This window comes from Pandoraea thiooxydans, assembly GCF_001931675.1.
GTDB classification, from domain to species: domain Bacteria; phylum Pseudomonadota; class Gammaproteobacteria; order Burkholderiales; family Burkholderiaceae; genus Pandoraea; species Pandoraea thiooxydans.
The window spans coordinates 3,927,964-3,945,627 of sequence record NZ_CP014839.1 but is presented as its reverse complement, the minus strand read 5'-3'; the positions used below and the strand labels follow the sequence as shown (position 1 = coordinate 3,945,627).

Genomic DNA, 17,664 nt, shown 5'->3' with positions numbered 1-17,664 from the left:
GTGTGACGGCAGGCGCGTTTCACGACGCGTCATGCCGCATCAGATCGGCGGCCTTTTCGGCAATCATGATGGTCGGCGCGTTGGTGTTGCCGCCGATCAGCGTGGGCATGATCGAGGCATCGACCACGCGCAGCCGCTCGATACCGCGCACGCGCAACTGCGGATCGACCACGGCGGCCGCGTCGCTGCCCATCCGGCAGGTACCCACCGGGTGGTAGATCGTATCGGCCCGCGCGCGGATCAGCGCCCGCAGCCCGTCATCGCTCTGCACATCCTGCGAGTACAACTCCTTGCCACCGAATTCGGCGAGCGCGGGCGCCGCCAGAATCTTGCGCACGATGCGCAGGCCCCGCAACAGGCCTTCGAGATCTTCGGGCTCGCTCAAAAAGCGCGGGTCGATCACCGGCGCCTGGCGCGCATCGGCACTGGCCAGGGTGACGTTGCCGCGACTTTTCGGGCGCAAGACGCACACGTGGCACGAAAAGCCGTGACGCACATGCAGCTTGCGATTGTGATCGTCGGAAATCCCCACCAGGAAGTGCAATTGCAGATCGGGGCGATCGAGCCCCGGCTGGCTCGACAAAAAGCCGCCGGCCTCGGCCACGTTGCTGCTGAACACGCCGCGCCGCTCGCGCAGGTAGCCAAACAGCGCACCGCTCAAATGTGCGATGCCGGCGGGTGAGAAGCCGATCAGATCGCTCGACGGCACGCATTTATTGATGATGACATCGAGGTGATCCTGCAGGTTGGCGCCGACCCCGGGGGCCTCGACCAACGCCGGGATGCCCAGCGATTGCAAGTGCTCGGTCGGACCGATGCCGGAGCACATCAGCAATTGCGGGCTGTTGAAGGCGCCGGCGGCAAGCACGATTTCGGCGCGTGCGCGCAACGTCTCGCGCCGGCCGCCCCGCTGCACCTCGACTCCCACGGCGCGCCGGCCCTCGAAGACGATACGCAATGCGCTGGTGCCTGTCATGACATGCAGGTTTTGCCGCGTGCGGCCGTGCAAATAAGCGCGTGCCGCGTTCCAGCGCTCGCCGTTCTTTTGCGTCACCTGGTACAGGCCCACACCCTCTTGCGAGGCACCGTTGAAATCCCCATTGACCGCAAAGCCGGCTTGGCGGCCGGCCTCGACAAAGCGCATCGAAAACGGGTTGGGCGAACGCAGGTCGGCCACGTTCAACGGCCCTTGCGTGCCGTGCCAGGCGTCGGCGCCGCGTTCATTGTGCTCGGCTCGCTTGAAATACGGCAGCACGTCCTGCCAGCGCCAGCCGGGGCAACCGGCGTCGGCCCACGCGTCGTAATCGAGCGGATGCCCGCGTGTGTAGATCATGGCGTTGATCGAGCTGCTGCCGCCCAGGCCGCGCCCGCGCGGCTGATAGCCTCGCCGGCCGTCGAGCGCGGGCTGCGGCGTCGTATGGAACGCCCAGTTGCGCGCCGACTTGAACGGCACCAGGCCGGCCAGCCCGAGCGGCGTTTTGACCAGCCAGTGATGGTCGTCGGGCCCGGCCTCCAGCAGTGCAATCGTGCGCTCGGGCAGCGCGTCGGCCAGGCGCGCCGCGAGCGCGCACCCGCCCGATCCCGCGCCGACCACGAGATAGTCGTACTCCATGTCTTCCTCCCGGTTTTTATATCGTCGTTGTGCGCTGATTGTAGTCACGGCAATCGCGGCGTCGGCGGACTCAATGCGAGGTATTCCTCTAATTTGCCGGCTGCCTGGCGCCGGCAACCCTTCTATGATGTGGGCAGCGCGGCGCAAGCGGCGCGTCATCTATGATGAAAGCAGGCCGTTCGCGGAACGGACCGTGCTCGGAGGGACATATCATGAGTTCACCATGGACGACGCATCAGGTCGAAAACCAGGTGCCCATGCTGGAGAACTACGACCTGTATGGCTGCGATGCCTTGCTCGGTGAGGCCGTCGAGCGTCATGGCGCCGGCTGGCACGCCGCCGAATTGCAGCGCTTCGGTGCGCGTCTTGGCCAGACGCAGGTGCAGCAATGGGCCGACGAGGCCAATCACCATTTGCCCGAACTGGTGACCCACGATCCCCAGGGGCGGCGTATCGATCGGGTGGATTTCCATCCGAGCTGGCATGCGTTGCTGGGGCTGTTGCGCGGCGAGGGCCTGCATGCGCTGCCGTGGTCCGCGCCGGGCCCGGGCGCGATGGCCGCGCGCGCGGCCGGCTATTTCCTGCATGGGCAGGTCGAGGCCGGCACCCTGTGCCCGACCACCATGACCTTCGCCAGCATTCCTGTGCTCGCCAGGGAGCCGGCGCTGTTTGCGCAACTCCAGGACAAACTTTTCGCCCGCGAGCATGACGCCCGCGATTTGCCGCTGGCGCAAAAGCGCAGTGTGCTGATCGGCATGGGCATGACCGAGAAGCAGGGCGGCTCGGACGTGCGTACCAATACGACGCGGGCCACGCCGCTGGGGCCGGGCGGGCGCGGCGGCGCATATGCGCTGGTGGGGCATAAATGGTTCTTCTCCGCGCCGATGTGCGATGCCCACCTGGTGCTGGCGCGCACCACCGATCACGATGCGTTGTCGTGCTTTTTCGTACCGCGGTTCAAGCCGGACGGACAAAAGAATCCGGTGCAGATCCAGCGTTTGAAGGACAAGCTGGGCAACCGCTCGAACGCCAGCAGCGAGGTCGAGTTCCTGGACGCCTACGGCGTGATGGTGGGCGACGAGGGGCGCGGCATTCCCACCATCCTCGAGATGGCCACCTATACGCGGCTCGACTGCGTGATCGGCAGCGCCGCGCTGATGCGCCAGTCGTTGGTGCAGGCAATCCATCACGCGCGGCATCGGCGCGCGTTCGGCCAGGCGCTGATCGCCCAGCCGCTGATGCGCAATGTATTGACCGATTTGGCGCTCGAGTCGGCCGCCGCCACCTTGCTGATGATGCAGCTGGCGGCCGCATTCGACCGACCGGACGATCCCGTGGCGCGCGCGTGGCGGCGAATTTTGCTGCCTGCGGCGAAATTCTGGGTTTGCAAGCGCGCGCTCGAATTCGCCGGCGAGAGCATGGAGGTGTGGGGCGGCAACGGCTACGTCGAGACCGGGCCGATGGCGCGGCTGTACCGCGAGGCGCCCGTCAATTCGATTTGGGAGGGCTCCGGCAACATCATGTGCCTCGACGTGTTGCGTGCGGTGCAGCGCGAGCCCGAGCTGGCGCATGCGTTGCTCGACGCACTGGACGACCAGGTGTCGGGGCACGCGGCGCTCAAGGCGGCATTGGCCGATCTGAGACGGCAGGTGAGCGGCCCGCCCGAGACGCGTGAAGCGATGGCGCGGCATATCGCTCAGCAATGGATCCTGCTGGCGCAGGCCGGCCTGATGCTCGCACATGCGCCGAGCGCGCTCGCCGGAGCTTTTCTCGCCAGCCGCTTCGAAATGTCCGGCGGACGCGTCTACGGTACGCTGCCGGCCGACGTCAACCAGGCAACACAGGAAGCGATTCTGGCGCGCGCGTTCGCGCCATAACGAGACATCAATAAAATCGACAGGGAGAGCAGGATGGAAAATTTGGCGCAACGTTTTGCTGCGCTGCGCGAGGCTTATGCGCGCGAACCGGTACCCGGCTGGTCGACGCGAGCGGCCCGCTTGACCACTTTGCGCACGATGCTGCGCGAGCATCGCGAGGCGCTGGCGCAGGCCATCGACACCGATTTCGGCGGGCGGCCGCGGCAGGAGACCGATTTGCTCGAACTGTTTCCCAGCCTGGGCGGAATCGGCCATGCGCTGGCGCACGGCAAGCGCTGGATGCGACGGCGCCGGCAGTGGGCCGGCCTGTGGTTCCTGCCGGCTCGCACCGCGCTGGTACCGCAGCCGTTGGGGGTCGTCGGCATCATTGTGCCGTGGAATTATCCCCTGTATCTGGCCGTCGGCCCGCTGACCGATGCGCTGGCCGCGGGCAACCGTGTGATGATCAAGCTGTCGGAATACACGCCGCGTTTTGGAGAGCTTTTTGCCGAACTGGTTGCACGCTACTTCCCGCCCGATCAGATCACCGTGGTCAATGGCGATGCAGAGGTCGCCCGCGAATTCTCCGCGCTGCCGTTCGACCATTTATTGTTCACCGGCTCGACCGCGGTAGGCCATCACGTGATGCGTGCCGCAAGCGAGCATCTGACGCCGGTCACGCTCGAACTCGGTGGCAAATCGCCCGCCATCATTGGCCCGGGCGCGCGTTTTTCGAATGCGGTGGAGCGCATTCTCGCGGGCAAGCTGCTCAACGCCGGCCAGACGTGCATCGCGCCGGACTACGTGCTGGTCCCGCGCGAGCGGCAGAACGAATTCGTTACCGAGGCAACGCGCATTGCCCAGCGCCTCTATCCGCGGCCGGCCGACAATCCCGACTTCGCCAGCATCATTTCACCGCGGCATTTCGGCCGGCTGCAAGGGCTGCACGACGATGCGCTGAGCCAGGGCGCGATGGCGCATCTGCTGTCGGCCGATACCCCGCAAGTTGACCGGCGGCGCTTGCCGCCGGTGGTCTACACCGGCGTCAGCGATTCGATGCGCCTGATGCAGGAAGAAATTTTCGGGCCGCTCCTGCCGCTGGTGCCCTATGACTCGCTCGACGAGGCGATCGCCTATGTCAACGCTCATGCCCGTCCATTGGCGTTGTATATGTTCGACGATGATCGCCGGCGGGTCGAGCAGGTCCTGACGCAAACCGTGGCGGGCGGCGTGACGGTCAACGACACCCTGCTGCATATCGCGCAGGATACGTTGCCGTTCGGCGGCGTCGGCGCCTCGGGCATGGGCGCTTACCACGGTTATGACGGCTTTCTGGCCTTCACCAAAATGAAACCGGTGTTCTACCAGGCGCGCGTCAACGGCATGGGACTGCTCAGCGCCCCCTACGGCAAGCGCTTTGCCGCAATGCTTCGATTGTTGCTGCGCTGAGCCAATGAAAAACGCGCCGCGGGTTACCCCGGCGGCGCGTTGCGGAATTCGGGCTGGCGGGGCTCAGGCCACGGCGCGCAGGCCCGCATCGGCCAGCAGTTCGGCGGCCTTGTCGGTCGCCTCCCAGGTGAATTCCGGCTCTTCGCGACCGAAATGGCCGTAGGCTGCGGCCTTGGTGTAAATCGGACGCAGCAGGTCGAGCATCTGGATAATGCCCTTGGGTCGCAGATCGAAATGCTTCATCACCAGTTCGGTGATCTTCGCATCGCTGACCTTGCCGGTGCCGAAGGTATTGACCATCACCGAGGTCGGGCGCGCCACGCCGATCGCATAAGACACCTGAATCAGGCATTTTTCCGCCAGACCGGCGGCCACGATGTTTTTCGCAACGTAACGGCCCGCATAGGCAGCCGAACGGTCTACCTTGGACGGGTCCTTGCCGGAGAAGGCTCCGCCGCCGTGCGGCGCGGCTCCGCCGTACGTGTCGACGATGATCTTGCGCCCGGTCAGGCCGGCGTCGCCCTGCGGGCCGCCAACCACGAAGCGTCCGGTCGGATTCACCAGGAATTTGACGTCGCCCTTGATGAGATCCTTCGGCAGCACTGGCTTGATGATTTCCTCGACGACTGCCTCGCGCAATTTGTCCAGTGTGATGTCAGGGTGATGCTGGGTCGAGAGCACGACCGTGTCGATGCTGTGCGGCCGGTCGTTGACGTAACGGATCGTCACCTGCGACTTGGCATCCGGGCGCAGCCAGTCCAGGCGGCCGTCGCGACGCAGCTCGGATTGCCGCTCGACCAGCCGGTGCGCCAGATAAATTGGCAGCGGCATCAGCTCCGGCGTCTCGTTGCAGGCGAAACCGAACATCAGGCCCTGGTCGCCGGCGCCCTGGTCGAGGTTGTCGTCGTGGGCGCGGTCCACGCCCTGCGCGATGTCGGGTGATTGGCGGTCGTAGGCCACGAGCACCGCGCAACCCTTGTAGTCGATGCCGTAGTCGGTGTTGTCGTAACCGATGCGGCGGATCGTTTCGCGCGCGACCTGCTGGTAATCGACGGTGGCGGTGGTGGTGATTTCACCGGCCATCACGACCAGGCCGGTATTGCATAGTGTCTCGGCTGCGACGCGCGCATACTTGTCCTGGGCCAGGATGGCGTCGAGCACAGCATCGGAAATCTGGTCGGCCACCTTGTCGGGATGGCCTTCGGAAACGGACTCGGAGGTAAACAGGTAGTCGGTCGCCACTTCAAGCTCCTAAACGATTTTGGCTTTTCACGTTGCCGTCTTTCGTTGAAGCGGCGACGCTTTAGCGGATTACTTTACTGACGGCCGGGTCACCCCGACCGTGAATCGCCCCGCAAGTTGTCTGTTAACTCGGCGATCCGTTTATTATACGCCTCTGAAAATTTTTGCGCTGTCAAGTCGCCGCAGGGGGGTCGCCGAGGATGAGCGAGCAGGGGCGCGGCGGCTTTGCGGCTGATTGTGATTCGATTATGTCCAAGAAGAAACCCGGGAAATTCGGTTACTTGTTCGGCGCGACCTTGTTGCGCGCCCTGAATTGCCTGCCTTATGGCGTGGTGGGCCGATTCGGCGATGCGCTGGGCAGCCTGCTGTACCTGATCCCAAGTTCGCGCCGCCGGGTCGTGCACACCAATTTGCGCCTGTGTTTCCCGCACTGGGATGACGCGCAGCGCGAGCGCGTGGCGCGCGCCGCGTTCCGGCACGCGATTCGCAGCTACGCCGAGCGCAGCGTGCAGTGGTTTGCCGACCGCGAGAAGATGGAGCGACTGGTGCAGGTCGAGAGCGAAGTGGACCTGACCGATCCCGACATGCCGCCGACGATTCTGCTCGGGTTTCATTTTGTCGGCATCGAGGCGGGCTCGATTTTTATCAACCATGCGCTCAGGCGGCCATGCGCTTCGCTCTACACGCCGATGTCGAACCCGTTTTTCGACGCGCTGGCCAAACGGCAGCGGGGCCGTTTCGACGCCGAAATGATATCGCGCGCCGACAGCGCGCGAGAGGTGCTGAGGGTGCTGCGCGAGCGCAAGCCGATCATGCTGGCCGCGGATATGGACTATGGGTTGCGCAATTCGGTGTTCGTGCCGTTTTTCGGTGTGCAGGCATGCACCCTGACATCGATCTCGCGTCTGGCGCAGGCCGGCCGCGCGCAGATCCTGCCGATCGTCACCGAAGTGCTGCCGAATTACCGCGGCTACAAGCTCAAGGTGTTCGCCCCGTGGGAGAATTACCCGAGCGGTGACCCGGTGGCCGATACGCGCCGCATGAATGCCTTCCTCGAGGAACAGATCCTGCGCATGCCAGAGCAGTACTACTGGGTGCACAAGCGCTTCAAGACGCGGCCCGAGGGCGAGGCCGGCGTGTATTGACGCCGGTGCCGGCGCCGCGACTCCACTACAATAGCGCAATGAAACTCAAATTCACCAAAATGCACGGCGCCGGCAACGACTTTGTCGTGCTCGACGGCATCCATCAACAGGTAGACCTGAGTGCCGAGCAATGGCGCGCGCTGGCCGACCGCCACTTCGGTGTGGGCGCGGACCAGCTCCTGGTGGTCGAGAAGCCGACCATCGATGGCGTCGATTTCCGCTACCGGATTTTCAATGCGGACGGTGGCGAGGTCGAGCATTGCGGCAATGGCGCGCGCTGCTTCGTCAAATTCGTGCGCGACCATCAGCTGACCGACCAGCGCAGCGTGCGCGTACAGGTGCAACAGGGCATTCTCACCCTGACCATGCATGAGGACGGGCAAGTCTCGGTCGATATGGGCCGGCCAGAACTGTCGCCGGCCAAGGTGCCATTCGACGCGCACGGGCTCACCGGCCGGCCGGAGCATGACGATCTGCTATGGCCGCTCGAGGTCGACGGCAAGACCGTCTGGATCTCCGTGGTGTCGATGGGCAACCCTCACGCGGTGCAAACGGTCGATGACGTCGAGCGGTTCCCGGTGGCGCACGATGGCCCGCTCATCGAGCGTCATGCGCGCTTTCCGAACCGGGTCAATGCCGGGTTCATGCAAGTGCTCGATCGTCACACGATCAGGTTGCGCGTCTACGAGCGGGGCGCCGGCGAGACGCTCGCTTGCGGCACGGGCGCATGCGCGGCGGTGGTGGCCGGCATTCGCCGCGGTTTGCTCGATACCCCGGTAGCAGTGCATACGCACGGCGGCATCCTGTCGATCGCCTGGGACGGTGCCGGCGCTGTCGTCATGACCGGCGCGGCAACCACCGTGTTCGAAGGCGAAATCGAACTGTAATGCGAGGCGCGCACCCTTGGCGGGCGCCCTCCTCATTTTCACGGACACCATGAACGATCGCGACATTGCCGAATATTTGCAGTCCCACCCCGAATTCTTCGAAAAGCATGCTGAATTGGTGGCCAACATCAAGCTGACCAGCCCGCATGGCCAGCGCGCCGTGTCGCTGCAGGAGCGGCAGGTCGAGATGCAGCGCGACAAAAACAAGCAGCTCGAACGCCGTCTGGCCGAGCTGCTGCGTTATGGTCACGAGAACGACGGCACCTCGAGCAAAATTCATCGCTGGACTTTGCAAGTGCTCGGCGAGCGCGATCCGCACGCCGTGCCGGGCGCCATCACGCGAGGCTTGCGTGAGGTGTTCGACGTGCCGGTCTCGGCATTGCGCGCGTGGCATGTCGACGAACCTTATCAGCCGGCCGAATTTGCGCGCAATGTCAGCGAGGAAGTGCGCATCTTCGCGGGCAGTCTGAGCACTCCGTACTGCGGCAGCAACACCGGCTTCGAGGCGGTGACCTGGCTGGGCGCCGAAGTCGAGCCCGCATCGGTGGCGCTGCTGGCCTTGCGCGATCCGCTGCGCGAGGACGCCGAAGTATTCGGGTTGCTGGTCATGGGCTCGCCCGACCCGCGTCGCTTTCACGCAGGCATGTCGACCGATTTCCTCACGCAGATCGGGCAGCTGGCCAGCGCCACGCTCGGCAGGCTGCGGACCACCTGCTAAGCGCTGTCCAAAGCCCCATGCCGACCCGCGCAGACGACCTCGCCGAGCCTGAATCTGGGCGAGCCGGGCAAGCGCAGGTGCATGAATATCTCGCGGCACTGGCGACCGAGCGCAAGCTCGCCACGCATACGCTGGAGGGCTATCGACGCGATCTGGCGCAATTGATGCAGCTGGCCGACGGCAGGGCGCTGGCGCAATTGACGCATCCCGATATTCGCCGGTTTGCCATGCAATTGCATGCGCAAGGCCTGAGCGGGCGCTCTATTGCGCGCAAATTGTCGGCCTGGCGCGGATTCTTCGCGTGGCTGGCGCAGCGCGTGGCGCTCGCGGCCAATCCGGTCAATGGGGTGCGCGCGCCCAAGAGCCCCAAACCCTTGCCCAAGGCATTGTCGGCCGAGCAGGCCGTGGCGCTCACGGCCTATTGTGCAGGTGACGAGCCGCTTGCCCGGCGCAATCACGCGATGTTCGAGTTGCTTTATTCGTCCGGGCTGCGCCTGTCCGAACTGGTCAGTCTCGATACAGCATTCTTTGACAGCTCCGGCTATCGTTCACGCAGCTGGCTCAACGCCGCCGAGCACGAAGTCGTGGTGACAGGCAAAGGCGGAAAAATGCGCAGCGTACCGGTTGGCAGCCATGCGGCCAAGGCCCTTCAGGCGTGGCTGGCCGTGCGCGAACAAATGGCCAGGGGCGAGCCGCACGCCCTTTTTCTGTCGGTGCGCGGAGCCCGCATCAATGCCCGAGCCGTTCAGCTTGCGCTCGAGCAGCACGCGCTGGCCGCGGGCTTGCCAACCCATGTGCATCCGCACATGCTGCGGCACTCGTTCGCCTCCCACGTGCTGCAATCGAGCGGCGATCTGCGCGCGGTGCAGGAAATGCTGGGGCACGCCAATATTTCCACCACGCAGATCTATACCAAGCTCGACTTCCAGCATCTGGCCAAGGTTTATGATCAGGCCCATCCGCGCGCCAAAAAGAAAGATTGAGCCGGGTCGCCGGGGCGGGTGTATCATGCGGCCCTCTTCGCCGGGCCCCGCCGCCGTGCCAGCGCCCGCGCCGATCCCTCGCACAGCCTTGCATCCATGAACACACTGATCCTCAAACCCGGTAAGGAAAAGTCGCTCTTGCGCCGCCATCCATGGATCTATGCGGGCGCCGTCGCGCGCGTGGAGGGCAAGCCCGCGCTGGGTGCCACGGTTGTGGTCAAGGCTGACGACGGCCGCTTTCTGGCGCGTGCGGCGTACAGCCCGCACTCGGCGATCCGCGCCCGGGTATGGACCCTCAACGAGGCAGAGCCGGTCGATCATGCATTTTTCAAGCGTCGCGTCCAGACGGCGCTTGCCTACCGCGAGGCCATGGTGCCCGGCACGGCGGCCGTGCGGTTGATTTTTGGCGAGGCCGATGGCCTGCCGGGGCTGATTGTCGATCGCTATCGCGGCGAGCATGGGGCTGACCAATTGGTCTGCCAATTCATGGCCGCCGGCGTCGAGCACTGGAAGGCGGCACTGGTGGCGGCACTCACCTCCGCCACCGGCTGTCCCAACGTCTATGAGCGCTCGGACGTCGCGGTGCGCGAGCGCGAAGGGCTGGCCAGCATCACCGGCGTGCTGGCCGGGGCCGAGCCGCCCGAGGCACTGCTGACCGAAGAGAGCGGCATACGCTATCACGTCGACGTGCGTCGTGGCCACAAGACCGGGTTTTATATCGATCAGCGCGACAATCGCCTGCTGATTCAGCAGCAGGCGGCGGGGCGCGACGTGCTCAACTGCTTTTGCTATACCGGTGGCTTTTCGCTGGCGGCCCTCAAGGGCGGAGCACGCCACGTGATTTCGATCGACTCTTCCGGCGAGGCGCTCGCGCTGGCTGCGCGCAACGCACAGGCCAATGGCTTCGAAGCGTCGCGCGCCGAGTGGCGGGACGCGGACGTGTTCAAGACGCTGCGAGCGCTGCGCGAGGAAGGCAAGAGTTTTGACATGATCGTGCTCGATCCCCCGAAATTCGCGCCGTCTCCGCAACACGTGACGCGCGCCGCGCGCGCCTACAAGGACATCAATATGGCAGCGCTGCGCCTGTTGCGCCCCGGCGGCCAGTTGTGGACCTATTCGTGTTCCGGCGCGATCGACGGCGAATTGTTCCAGAAGATCGTGGCCGGCGCGGCGGCCGATGCCGGCGTCGACGCCCGCCTGCTCAGACGCCTGTCGGCCGGGCTCGATCATCCGATGCTGATGAGCTTTCCCGAAGGCGAATATCTGAAAGGGTTGTGGCTGCAGCGGGCCGATTAACGACTGGCGCGGCCGGCTGACGAGCCCGCGAGGGTGGCGCCATGCTGATGCAACTCTGTTGCGTCTGTAAAATGGCTGTGCTTAAATCGGCCCATGGATAAGCTTGTCTTGCAGCCCTACCTGGAACAGGCGTGTGACCGTCTACGCGAGCGCGGCGAGCGGGTGACGGCTGCCCGCGCCAGGATTTTCGCGCTGCTGCTCAAGGCCGGCCGGCCGCTGGCGCATCATGAAGTGCTGGCCGCCCTGGCCGGCGATCCGCTCGACCGGGTGACCGTCTACCGCGTGCTCGACTGGCTGGTGGCGCAAGGCTGGGCGCTCAGGCAGGTCGGCGACGACCGGCTTTACCGCTTTGCGATGGCAACGGCCGCGGGCGCCGAGCAGGCGCTGGCGGCACAACCCCACGCCGGGCATGGTCATTTCCGCTGCATGCAGTGCCATCGCACCTTTTGCCTTGACGATTGGCCGGCTCGCCCCCAACTGAGCGGGCACGAGTTCAGGCGGTTACCGCGGGGCTTTGTCGGCGAGCAGATCGAATTTACCGTTCGGGGCAGGTGCGCTCAATGCGCGAGTTGACGGCGCTGGTTGAAGCCCTGGCTTTTGGATTTCAGCAATTTCATTGAAAAGGACCTCATCTCCATGATTCCCGTGACCATCCTGACCGGCTTTCTCGGCAGTGGCAAAACGACGCTGCTCAAGCGGATCCTTACCGAAGCGCACGGCATGAAGATCGCCGTGATCGAAAACGAATTCGGCGAGGAGAATATCGATAACGATATTCTGGTGCAGGAAAGCAGCGAGCAGATCGTGCAGATGAGCAATGGCTGCATCTGCTGCACGATTCGCGGCGATCTGGTGCAGGCGCTGTCCGATCTGAATACGCGGCGCGATGACGGGCAGATCGCGTTTGATCGCGTCGTGATCGAGACCACGGGGCTGGCCAATCCGGGCCCGGTCGCGCAAACTTTTTTCATCGACGACGAAATCGCCGATACGTACCGGCTCGATGCGGTCATCACGCTGGTCGACGCCAAGCACGGCCAGCAGCAGCTCGATCAGCACGAGGTCGTGCAGCGGCAGGTCGGGTTCGCCGACCGCCTGTTCATCACCAAGTCCGACCAGGTAAACGAAGCCGAGCTGGCCGAACTCAAGCATCGCCTCACGCATATGAACCCGCGCGCGCCTCAGCAGCAGGTCAACTTCGGGGATGCGAACCTGAAAGACTTTTTCGATCTGAACGGATTCAATCTGAACGAGAAGCTGGACATCGACCCCGATTTTCTCGCCGACGAGGCCCACGAGCATGAGCATGGGCACGATCACGATCACGCGCATTGCGGTCATGATCACCACCACCATCATCACGCTCACGACGATGCGATCAAATCCTTCACGTTCCGCAGTGAGCGTCCTTTCGATGCGGCAAAGCTGGAGGATTTCCTGGGCAGCATTCTGCAGGTGTACGGCGAGCGCTTATTGCGTTATAAAGGTGTGTTGAGCATGAAAGGCGTTCCCCGGCGGGTGGTTTTCCAAGGCGTGCATCAGATGATGGGCAGCGACCTGGGACGACCGTGGCAGATCGGCGAGCGGCCGAATACCAAAATGGTATTTATCGGGGCCGATTTGCCGAAAGAGATTATTCTGCAAGGATTGGAGCGCTGCCTGATTTAACGGGCAACAGGCGTTCCGGGCATTGAAGAATGATTCGGTTACAATACCTGCCCACCGGGGGTCGCGGCGCCAGCGCGCCGCATGCACATTGCCGGTGCAATGGTAAGAAGGGTGCGTATCGCCAAACGGGGTGCGGGAGCGTTGGAGCGACCCATTTCGAGGCGGCAGCGGGGTGGGAGACACCGCGCTGCGTCTGATGGCGGGATGGTTCGGCGATGCGGCACACCAGGAGGTTAGCCCGGAGCCGTATTGCCACGTGACCGATACGGAACCGGTAGCACTGGCGCTGAGGCCGGCGATATGCCGGCTGCGGCATCGCCAGCCAATCCGAGAGAGATGCCACAAAAACCCATGAGCAAGAAAAAACTTTTGACCGAAGCCGAAATCCTGAAGATGAGCGAGAAGGATTACATGAACGAGGATCAGCTCGCGTTCTTCAAGCATCGGCTCGAGCAGCTTCAGGAAGAAATTCTTCGCAATGCGGGGCAAACGACGGAGAATCTGCGTGAGACCGTGATTGTCCCCGACCCGGCCGACCGCGCGACCATCGAGGAAGAGCACGCGCTCGAGTTGCGCACGCGCGATCGGGAGCGCAAGCTTCTCAAGAAGGTGCAACAGTCGCTCGCGCGCATCGAATCGGGCGAATACGGCTGGTGCGAGGAAACCGGCGAGCCGATCGGCGTGCCGCGATTGCTGGCGCGGCCGACCGCCACGCTGTCGCTCGAAGCGCAGGAGCGGCGCGAATTGCGCCAAAAACTGTTCGGCGACTGATCGGTCTGCAACACAACCGCACCAGTGTGGTTTTTTAATCACACTGGTAACGAGTTTCCCCGAAAAGCACACGCAGCGCGTGTGCTTTTTTCATGTGCGCCCAGCATGGGCGCACTCCTGCGGGTGTAAGTCCCGCCACAAGCTGGTCACAGCGAATGAAGCGAAGCGCAACTGCATGAGGGCGACCGAGTGTGGGGAGGAAGCGTGGATCGTAAATCGCGAGCCGATGAACAAGAACTGCATAGAAGGCGCTGCCTAGCAGGGCGAGCGGGCATGAAACCGCGAAGCTCTCGTGACCAAGGCGAAGCAGCGTAAATGCAGCGGTTGTGCGATGAAGGAGTGCGCTCTTACCTGGGGAGTCCTCGCCTCATGCCTGAAAGGGCAACGGTGTCGAATCGGAGCGAGGCGTCAGCAGAGGCCGTAGTAGTCACGGGATAGGTCGGCGAGACTGAAGCTAGTGGCGAAGGGCCGAACGAGAAGGAGTGTTCGACGACATGCCGACGCAACAGGCCAGGCGTCAGATGCCGGCGCAAGCGGGGCGAGCGGTGGCGGCGCGCGGTGAAGCTGCGCGAGAAGCCGTGAGTGACGAAGCCTGCGGCTCGCGGCGTGAAGCGAAGAACACAGGGTCAGCGCTGCTAGATGCGGCCTTGACAAGAGAGAACCTGCGGCAGGCGTTCAAACGGGTGCGGGCCAATAAGGGTGCGCCGGGAGTTGACGGTCTGGACATTGACCGGACTGCGCGACATCTGGTGACGGCGTGGCCTGCGATACGAGAAGAACTGTTGCGGGGGACGTACCGGCCAAAACCGGTACGACGGGTGACGATCCCGAAGCCGGACGGAGGCGAGCGCGAGCTAGGCATCCCGACGGTGACGGATCGGCTGATCCAACAGGCGTTGCTGCAAGTACTGCAACCGATTCTCGATCCCACATTCAGCGAGCACAGCTACGGTTTCCGACCGGGCCGGCGCGCGCACGACGCGGTGTTAGCCGCACAATCGTACGTGCAGTCGGGCCGCCGGGTGGTCGTGGACGTGGACTTGGAAAAGTTCTTCGACCGGGTCAATCACGACATTCTTATCGACCGCCTACAGAAGCGTATCGGCGATGCTGGCGTAATCGGGCTGATCCGAGCCTACTTGAACGCGGGAATGATGAGCCATGGCGTGGTGCAGGAGCGCTATGAGGGTACGCCGCAAGGCGGACCGCTCTCGCCGCTGCTGGCAAACGTGCTGCTGGACGAGGTGGATAAGGAATTGGAACGGCGAGGCCATTGCTTCGTTCGCTACGCGGATGATGCGAACGTGTACGTTCGCTCACGCCGGGCGGGCGAACGGGTGATGGCGCTGCTGCGAAAGCTGTACGGGCGGCTGCGTTTGAGGGTCAACGAGACCAAGAGCGCGGTGGCGAGTGTGTTCGGTCGCAAATTCCTGGGCTACAGCTTCTGGGTGGCAGCGGGTGGCGCGATCAAGCGTAAAGTGGCCACCAAAGCACTTGCAACGTTCAAGCAACGCATTCGGGAGCTGACCCGCCGCGGTGGCGGGCGCAGCATGTTGGAAGTAGCGCAAAGACTGCGCTCCTACCTATTGGGTTGGAGGGCTTATTACCGGTTGGCGCAAACGCCGAGGGTCTGGCTAACGCTGGACGAATGGCTTCGTCACCGGTTACGGGCCATTCAGCTCAAACAGTGGAAACGCGGCCCGACCATCTACCGGGAATTGAGCGCGCTAGGGGCCAGCACCGAAATTGCGCGACGAGTCGCGGCGAACAGCCGTTGCTGGTGGCGAAACAGCGGACTGGCTCTGAATCGTGTGCTCACCATTGCCTATTTCGACAGCCTGGGTGTGCCCCGACTCTCTTGACCTCAACTTCTCGAACCGCCCGGTGCGGACCCGCATGCCGGGTGGTGTGGCAGGGGTGTAGCCTATTGGCTACCCCCTATGCCGATGCTGCGCCGCGGCCTTGATATTTTTTTGGCTGCCCTAAACTACAAAAACAATCTTCGTCCAAACCGCCGGCGGTCACCTCCCGCGGCCTTGGGCGGTTTTTCACGGGCAGATCGTGCCCCTCTAGAAGGAACAGGCATGGAGCAATATCACGGTACGACGATTGTCTCGGTTCGGCGCGGCAACCAGGTGGCGCTGGGCGGCGACGGCCAGGTCACATTGGGCAATATCGTCATGAAGGGCAGCGCGCGCAAGGTGCGCCGCATTTACCAGGGCAAGGTGCTGGTGGGCTTCGCGGGCGGCACCGCCGACGCTTTTTCGTTGCTGGACCGCTTCGAGGCCAAGCTCGAGAAGCATCAGGGCAATCTGACGCGTGCCGCGGTCGAACTCGCCAAGGATTGGCGCACCGATCGCATGTTGCGCCGGCTCGAGGCGATGCTGATCGCCGCCGACAGCGAGACCACGCTGGTGTTGACGGGCAACGGGGACGTGCTCGACCCGGAAGGCGGCATTGCCGCGATCGGTTCGGGCGGCTCCTACGCGCAAGCCGCAGCTCGCGCGCTGTTCGAAAACACTGACTTGACGCCCGAAGAGATCGTGCGCAAGTCGCTGGCCATCGCCGGCGAGATGTGCATCTACACCAACAGCAACCACATCATCGAGACGCTCGAATAAGCGGGCCACAGGATCGGACTCATGACACATATGACGCCTTCCGAAATCGTTTCGGAACTTGATAAGCACATCATTGGACAGCACAAGGCCAAGAAGGCCGTCGCGGTGGCGTTGCGCAACCGCTGGCGCCGGCAGCAGGTCGCCGACCCGCTGCGCCAGGAAATCACGCCGAAGAACATCCTGATGATCGGCCCGACCGGGGTCGGCAAAACCGAAATCGCGCGTCGCCTGGCCAAGCTGGCAGACGCGCCGTTCATCAAGATCGAGGCCACCAAATTCACCGAAGTCGGCTACGTCGGGCGCGATGTCGACAGCATCGTGCGGGACCTGATCGAGATCGCCGTCAAGCAGACCCGCGAGACCGAAATGCGCAAGGTGCGTACCAAGGCCGAAGATCAGGCCGAGGACCGCATCCTCGACATCCTGCTGCCGCCCGCGCGGGAGCCGTCGCGTGACATTCGCTTTCACGCGGCCGACAGCGCTCCGGAAGAAGGACCGGAGAGCGCGACGCGACAAACCTTCCGCAAACGCTTGCGAGAAGGCCAGCTCGACGACAAGGACATCGAAGTCGATCTGGAGCAGGCCGCCCCCGGCATGGAAATCATGGGCCCGCCCGGCATGGAAGAAATGACCGAGCAGATCAAGGGCATGTTCGCCAATCTGGGCACGGGCCGCAAGAAACGCCAGAAGCTCAAGGTCAAGGAAGCGCTCAAGCTGCTCACCGACGAGGAAGCGGCGAAAATGCTCAACGACGACGAGATCAAGCTGCAGGCGGTGCGCAATGTCGAGCAAAACGGCATCGTGTTCCTCGACGAAATCGACAAGATCGCTTCACGCAGCGAAGTGGGCGGCGGCGAGGTTTCCCGGCAAGGTGTGCAGCGCGATCTGCTGCCGCTGGTCGAAGGCACCACGATCAGCACCAAGTACGGCATGATCAAGACCGATCACATCCTGTTCATTGCCAGCGGCGCCTTTCATCTGGCCAAGCCGAGCGATCTGATTCCCGAGTTGCAGGGTCGCTTCCCGATTCGCGTCGAGCTCGACTCGCTGTCCGTGGGCGACTTTGAATCGATCCTGACCCAGACCGATGCGAGCCTCGTCAAGCAGTACCAGGCGCTGCTCGCGACCGAGGACGTGGGGCTGGAGTTCAGCCGGGACGGCATTCAGCGCCTGGCGGAAATTGCCTACTCGGTCAACGAGAAGACCGAAAACATCGGTGCGCGGCGGCTCTATACGGTGATGGAAAAACTGCTGGAAGAGATTTCCTTCTCGGCAGGCAAACGCGCCAGCGAGCAGGTGGTGATCGACGCCGCCTATGTCGACAAGTACCTCGGCGCGCTGTCGCAGGACGAAGATCTGTCGCGTTACGTCCTCTGACGCGGCGTGTTTCCCGGGTATTTCGATTGGCCGCCTGCG

General features: G+C 63.7%; 15 protein-coding genes. 13 read left to right on the top strand and 2 right to left on the bottom strand.

Annotated features, from left to right (window positions below; translation table 11 throughout):
* Positions 1–19: 19 nt before the first annotated feature.
* Complete coding sequence (locus tag PATSB16_RS18245) at positions 20–1,612, bottom strand: GMC family oxidoreductase (RefSeq protein ID WP_047215454.1); 1,593 nt, start codon at positions 1,610–1,612, stop codon at positions 20–22.
* A gap of 212 nt (positions 1,613–1,824) precedes the next feature.
* Between PATSB16_RS18245 and PATSB16_RS18240 the strand changes: the two genes are divergently transcribed.
* Together PATSB16_RS18240 and PATSB16_RS18235 are read left to right on the top strand one after the other, a co-directional pair.
* Complete coding sequence (locus PATSB16_RS18240) at positions 1,825–3,489, top strand: isovaleryl-CoA dehydrogenase (protein WP_047215453.1); 1,665 nt, start codon at positions 1,825–1,827, stop codon at positions 3,487–3,489.
* 33 nt (positions 3,490–3,522) lie between these two features.
* Positions 3,523–4,917, top strand: coding sequence for a coniferyl aldehyde dehydrogenase (locus PATSB16_RS18235; RefSeq protein WP_047215452.1), 1,395 nt, complete (start codon positions 3,523–3,525; stop codon positions 4,915–4,917).
* 63 nt (positions 4,918–4,980) lie between these two features.
* Here the strand turns inward: PATSB16_RS18235 and metK are convergent, their stop codons facing one another.
* Positions 4,981–6,159, bottom strand: a complete 1,179-nt coding sequence (gene metK / locus PATSB16_RS18230; RefSeq protein ID WP_047215451.1) for a methionine adenosyltransferase — start codon at positions 6,157–6,159, stop codon at positions 4,981–4,983.
* Positions 6,160–6,407: 248 nt separating this feature from the next.
* On the opposite strand from metK, the gene PATSB16_RS18225 reads away from it, so the two are divergent.
* The 11 genes from PATSB16_RS18225 (at position 6,408) to hslU (ending at position 17,625) form a co-directional block, all read left to right on the top strand.
* A complete protein-coding gene (locus tag PATSB16_RS18225) occupies positions 6,408–7,304 on the top strand; it encodes a lipid A biosynthesis lauroyl acyltransferase (RefSeq protein ID WP_047216734.1) in 897 nt (298 codons plus the stop codon).
* Between the two features lie 38 nt (positions 7,305–7,342).
* Positions 7,343–8,191 (top strand): diaminopimelate epimerase, encoded by an 849-nt coding sequence (gene dapF / locus PATSB16_RS18220; RefSeq protein WP_047215450.1) that lies wholly within the window; start codon positions 7,343–7,345, stop codon positions 8,189–8,191.
* Between the two features lie 49 nt (positions 8,192–8,240).
* Complete coding sequence (locus PATSB16_RS18215; RefSeq protein WP_047216733.1) at positions 8,241–8,909, top strand: DUF484 family protein; 669 nt, start codon at positions 8,241–8,243, stop codon at positions 8,907–8,909.
* Between the two features lie 17 nt (positions 8,910–8,926).
* Entirely contained in the window at positions 8,927–9,892 is a 966-nt protein-coding gene (xerC, locus tag PATSB16_RS18210) for a tyrosine recombinase XerC (RefSeq protein ID WP_047215449.1), read from the top strand.
* A gap of 96 nt (positions 9,893–9,988) precedes the next feature.
* A complete protein-coding gene (locus PATSB16_RS18205) occupies positions 9,989–11,188 on the top strand; it encodes a class I SAM-dependent rRNA methyltransferase (protein WP_047215448.1) in 1,200 nt (399 codons plus the stop codon).
* Positions 11,189–11,281: 93 nt separating this feature from the next.
* The gene (locus PATSB16_RS18200) at positions 11,282–11,761 is read left to right on the top strand and encodes a Fur family transcriptional regulator (RefSeq protein WP_047215447.1); all 480 of its coding nucleotides are present in this window, start codon (positions 11,282–11,284) and stop codon (positions 11,759–11,761) included.
* Positions 11,762–11,824: 63 nt separating this feature from the next.
* Complete coding sequence (locus PATSB16_RS18195) at positions 11,825–12,856, top strand: CobW family GTP-binding protein (protein WP_047216732.1); 1,032 nt, start codon at positions 11,825–11,827, stop codon at positions 12,854–12,856.
* Between the two features lie 351 nt (positions 12,857–13,207).
* A complete protein-coding gene (gene dksA, locus PATSB16_RS18190) occupies positions 13,208–13,627 on the top strand; it encodes an RNA polymerase-binding protein DksA (protein WP_047215446.1) in 420 nt (139 codons plus the stop codon).
* A gap of 494 nt (positions 13,628–14,121) precedes the next feature.
* Positions 14,122–15,489: a group II intron reverse transcriptase/maturase gene (gene ltrA / locus PATSB16_RS18180; RefSeq protein WP_047216333.1), complete on the top strand. Its 1,368-nt coding sequence runs from the start codon at positions 14,122–14,124 to the stop codon at positions 15,487–15,489.
* Between the two features lie 222 nt (positions 15,490–15,711).
* Positions 15,712–16,248, top strand: a complete 537-nt coding sequence (hslV, locus tag PATSB16_RS18175) for an ATP-dependent protease subunit HslV (RefSeq protein ID WP_047215445.1) — start codon at positions 15,712–15,714, stop codon at positions 16,246–16,248.
* Between the two features lie 21 nt (positions 16,249–16,269).
* Positions 16,270–17,625 carry an ATP-dependent protease ATPase subunit HslU gene (gene hslU, locus PATSB16_RS18170; protein WP_047215444.1) on the top strand — a complete coding sequence of 452 codons (1,356 nt, stop codon included), beginning with the start codon at positions 16,270–16,272 and terminating at the stop codon, positions 17,623–17,625.
* Positions 17,626–17,664: the final 39 nt, after the last annotated feature.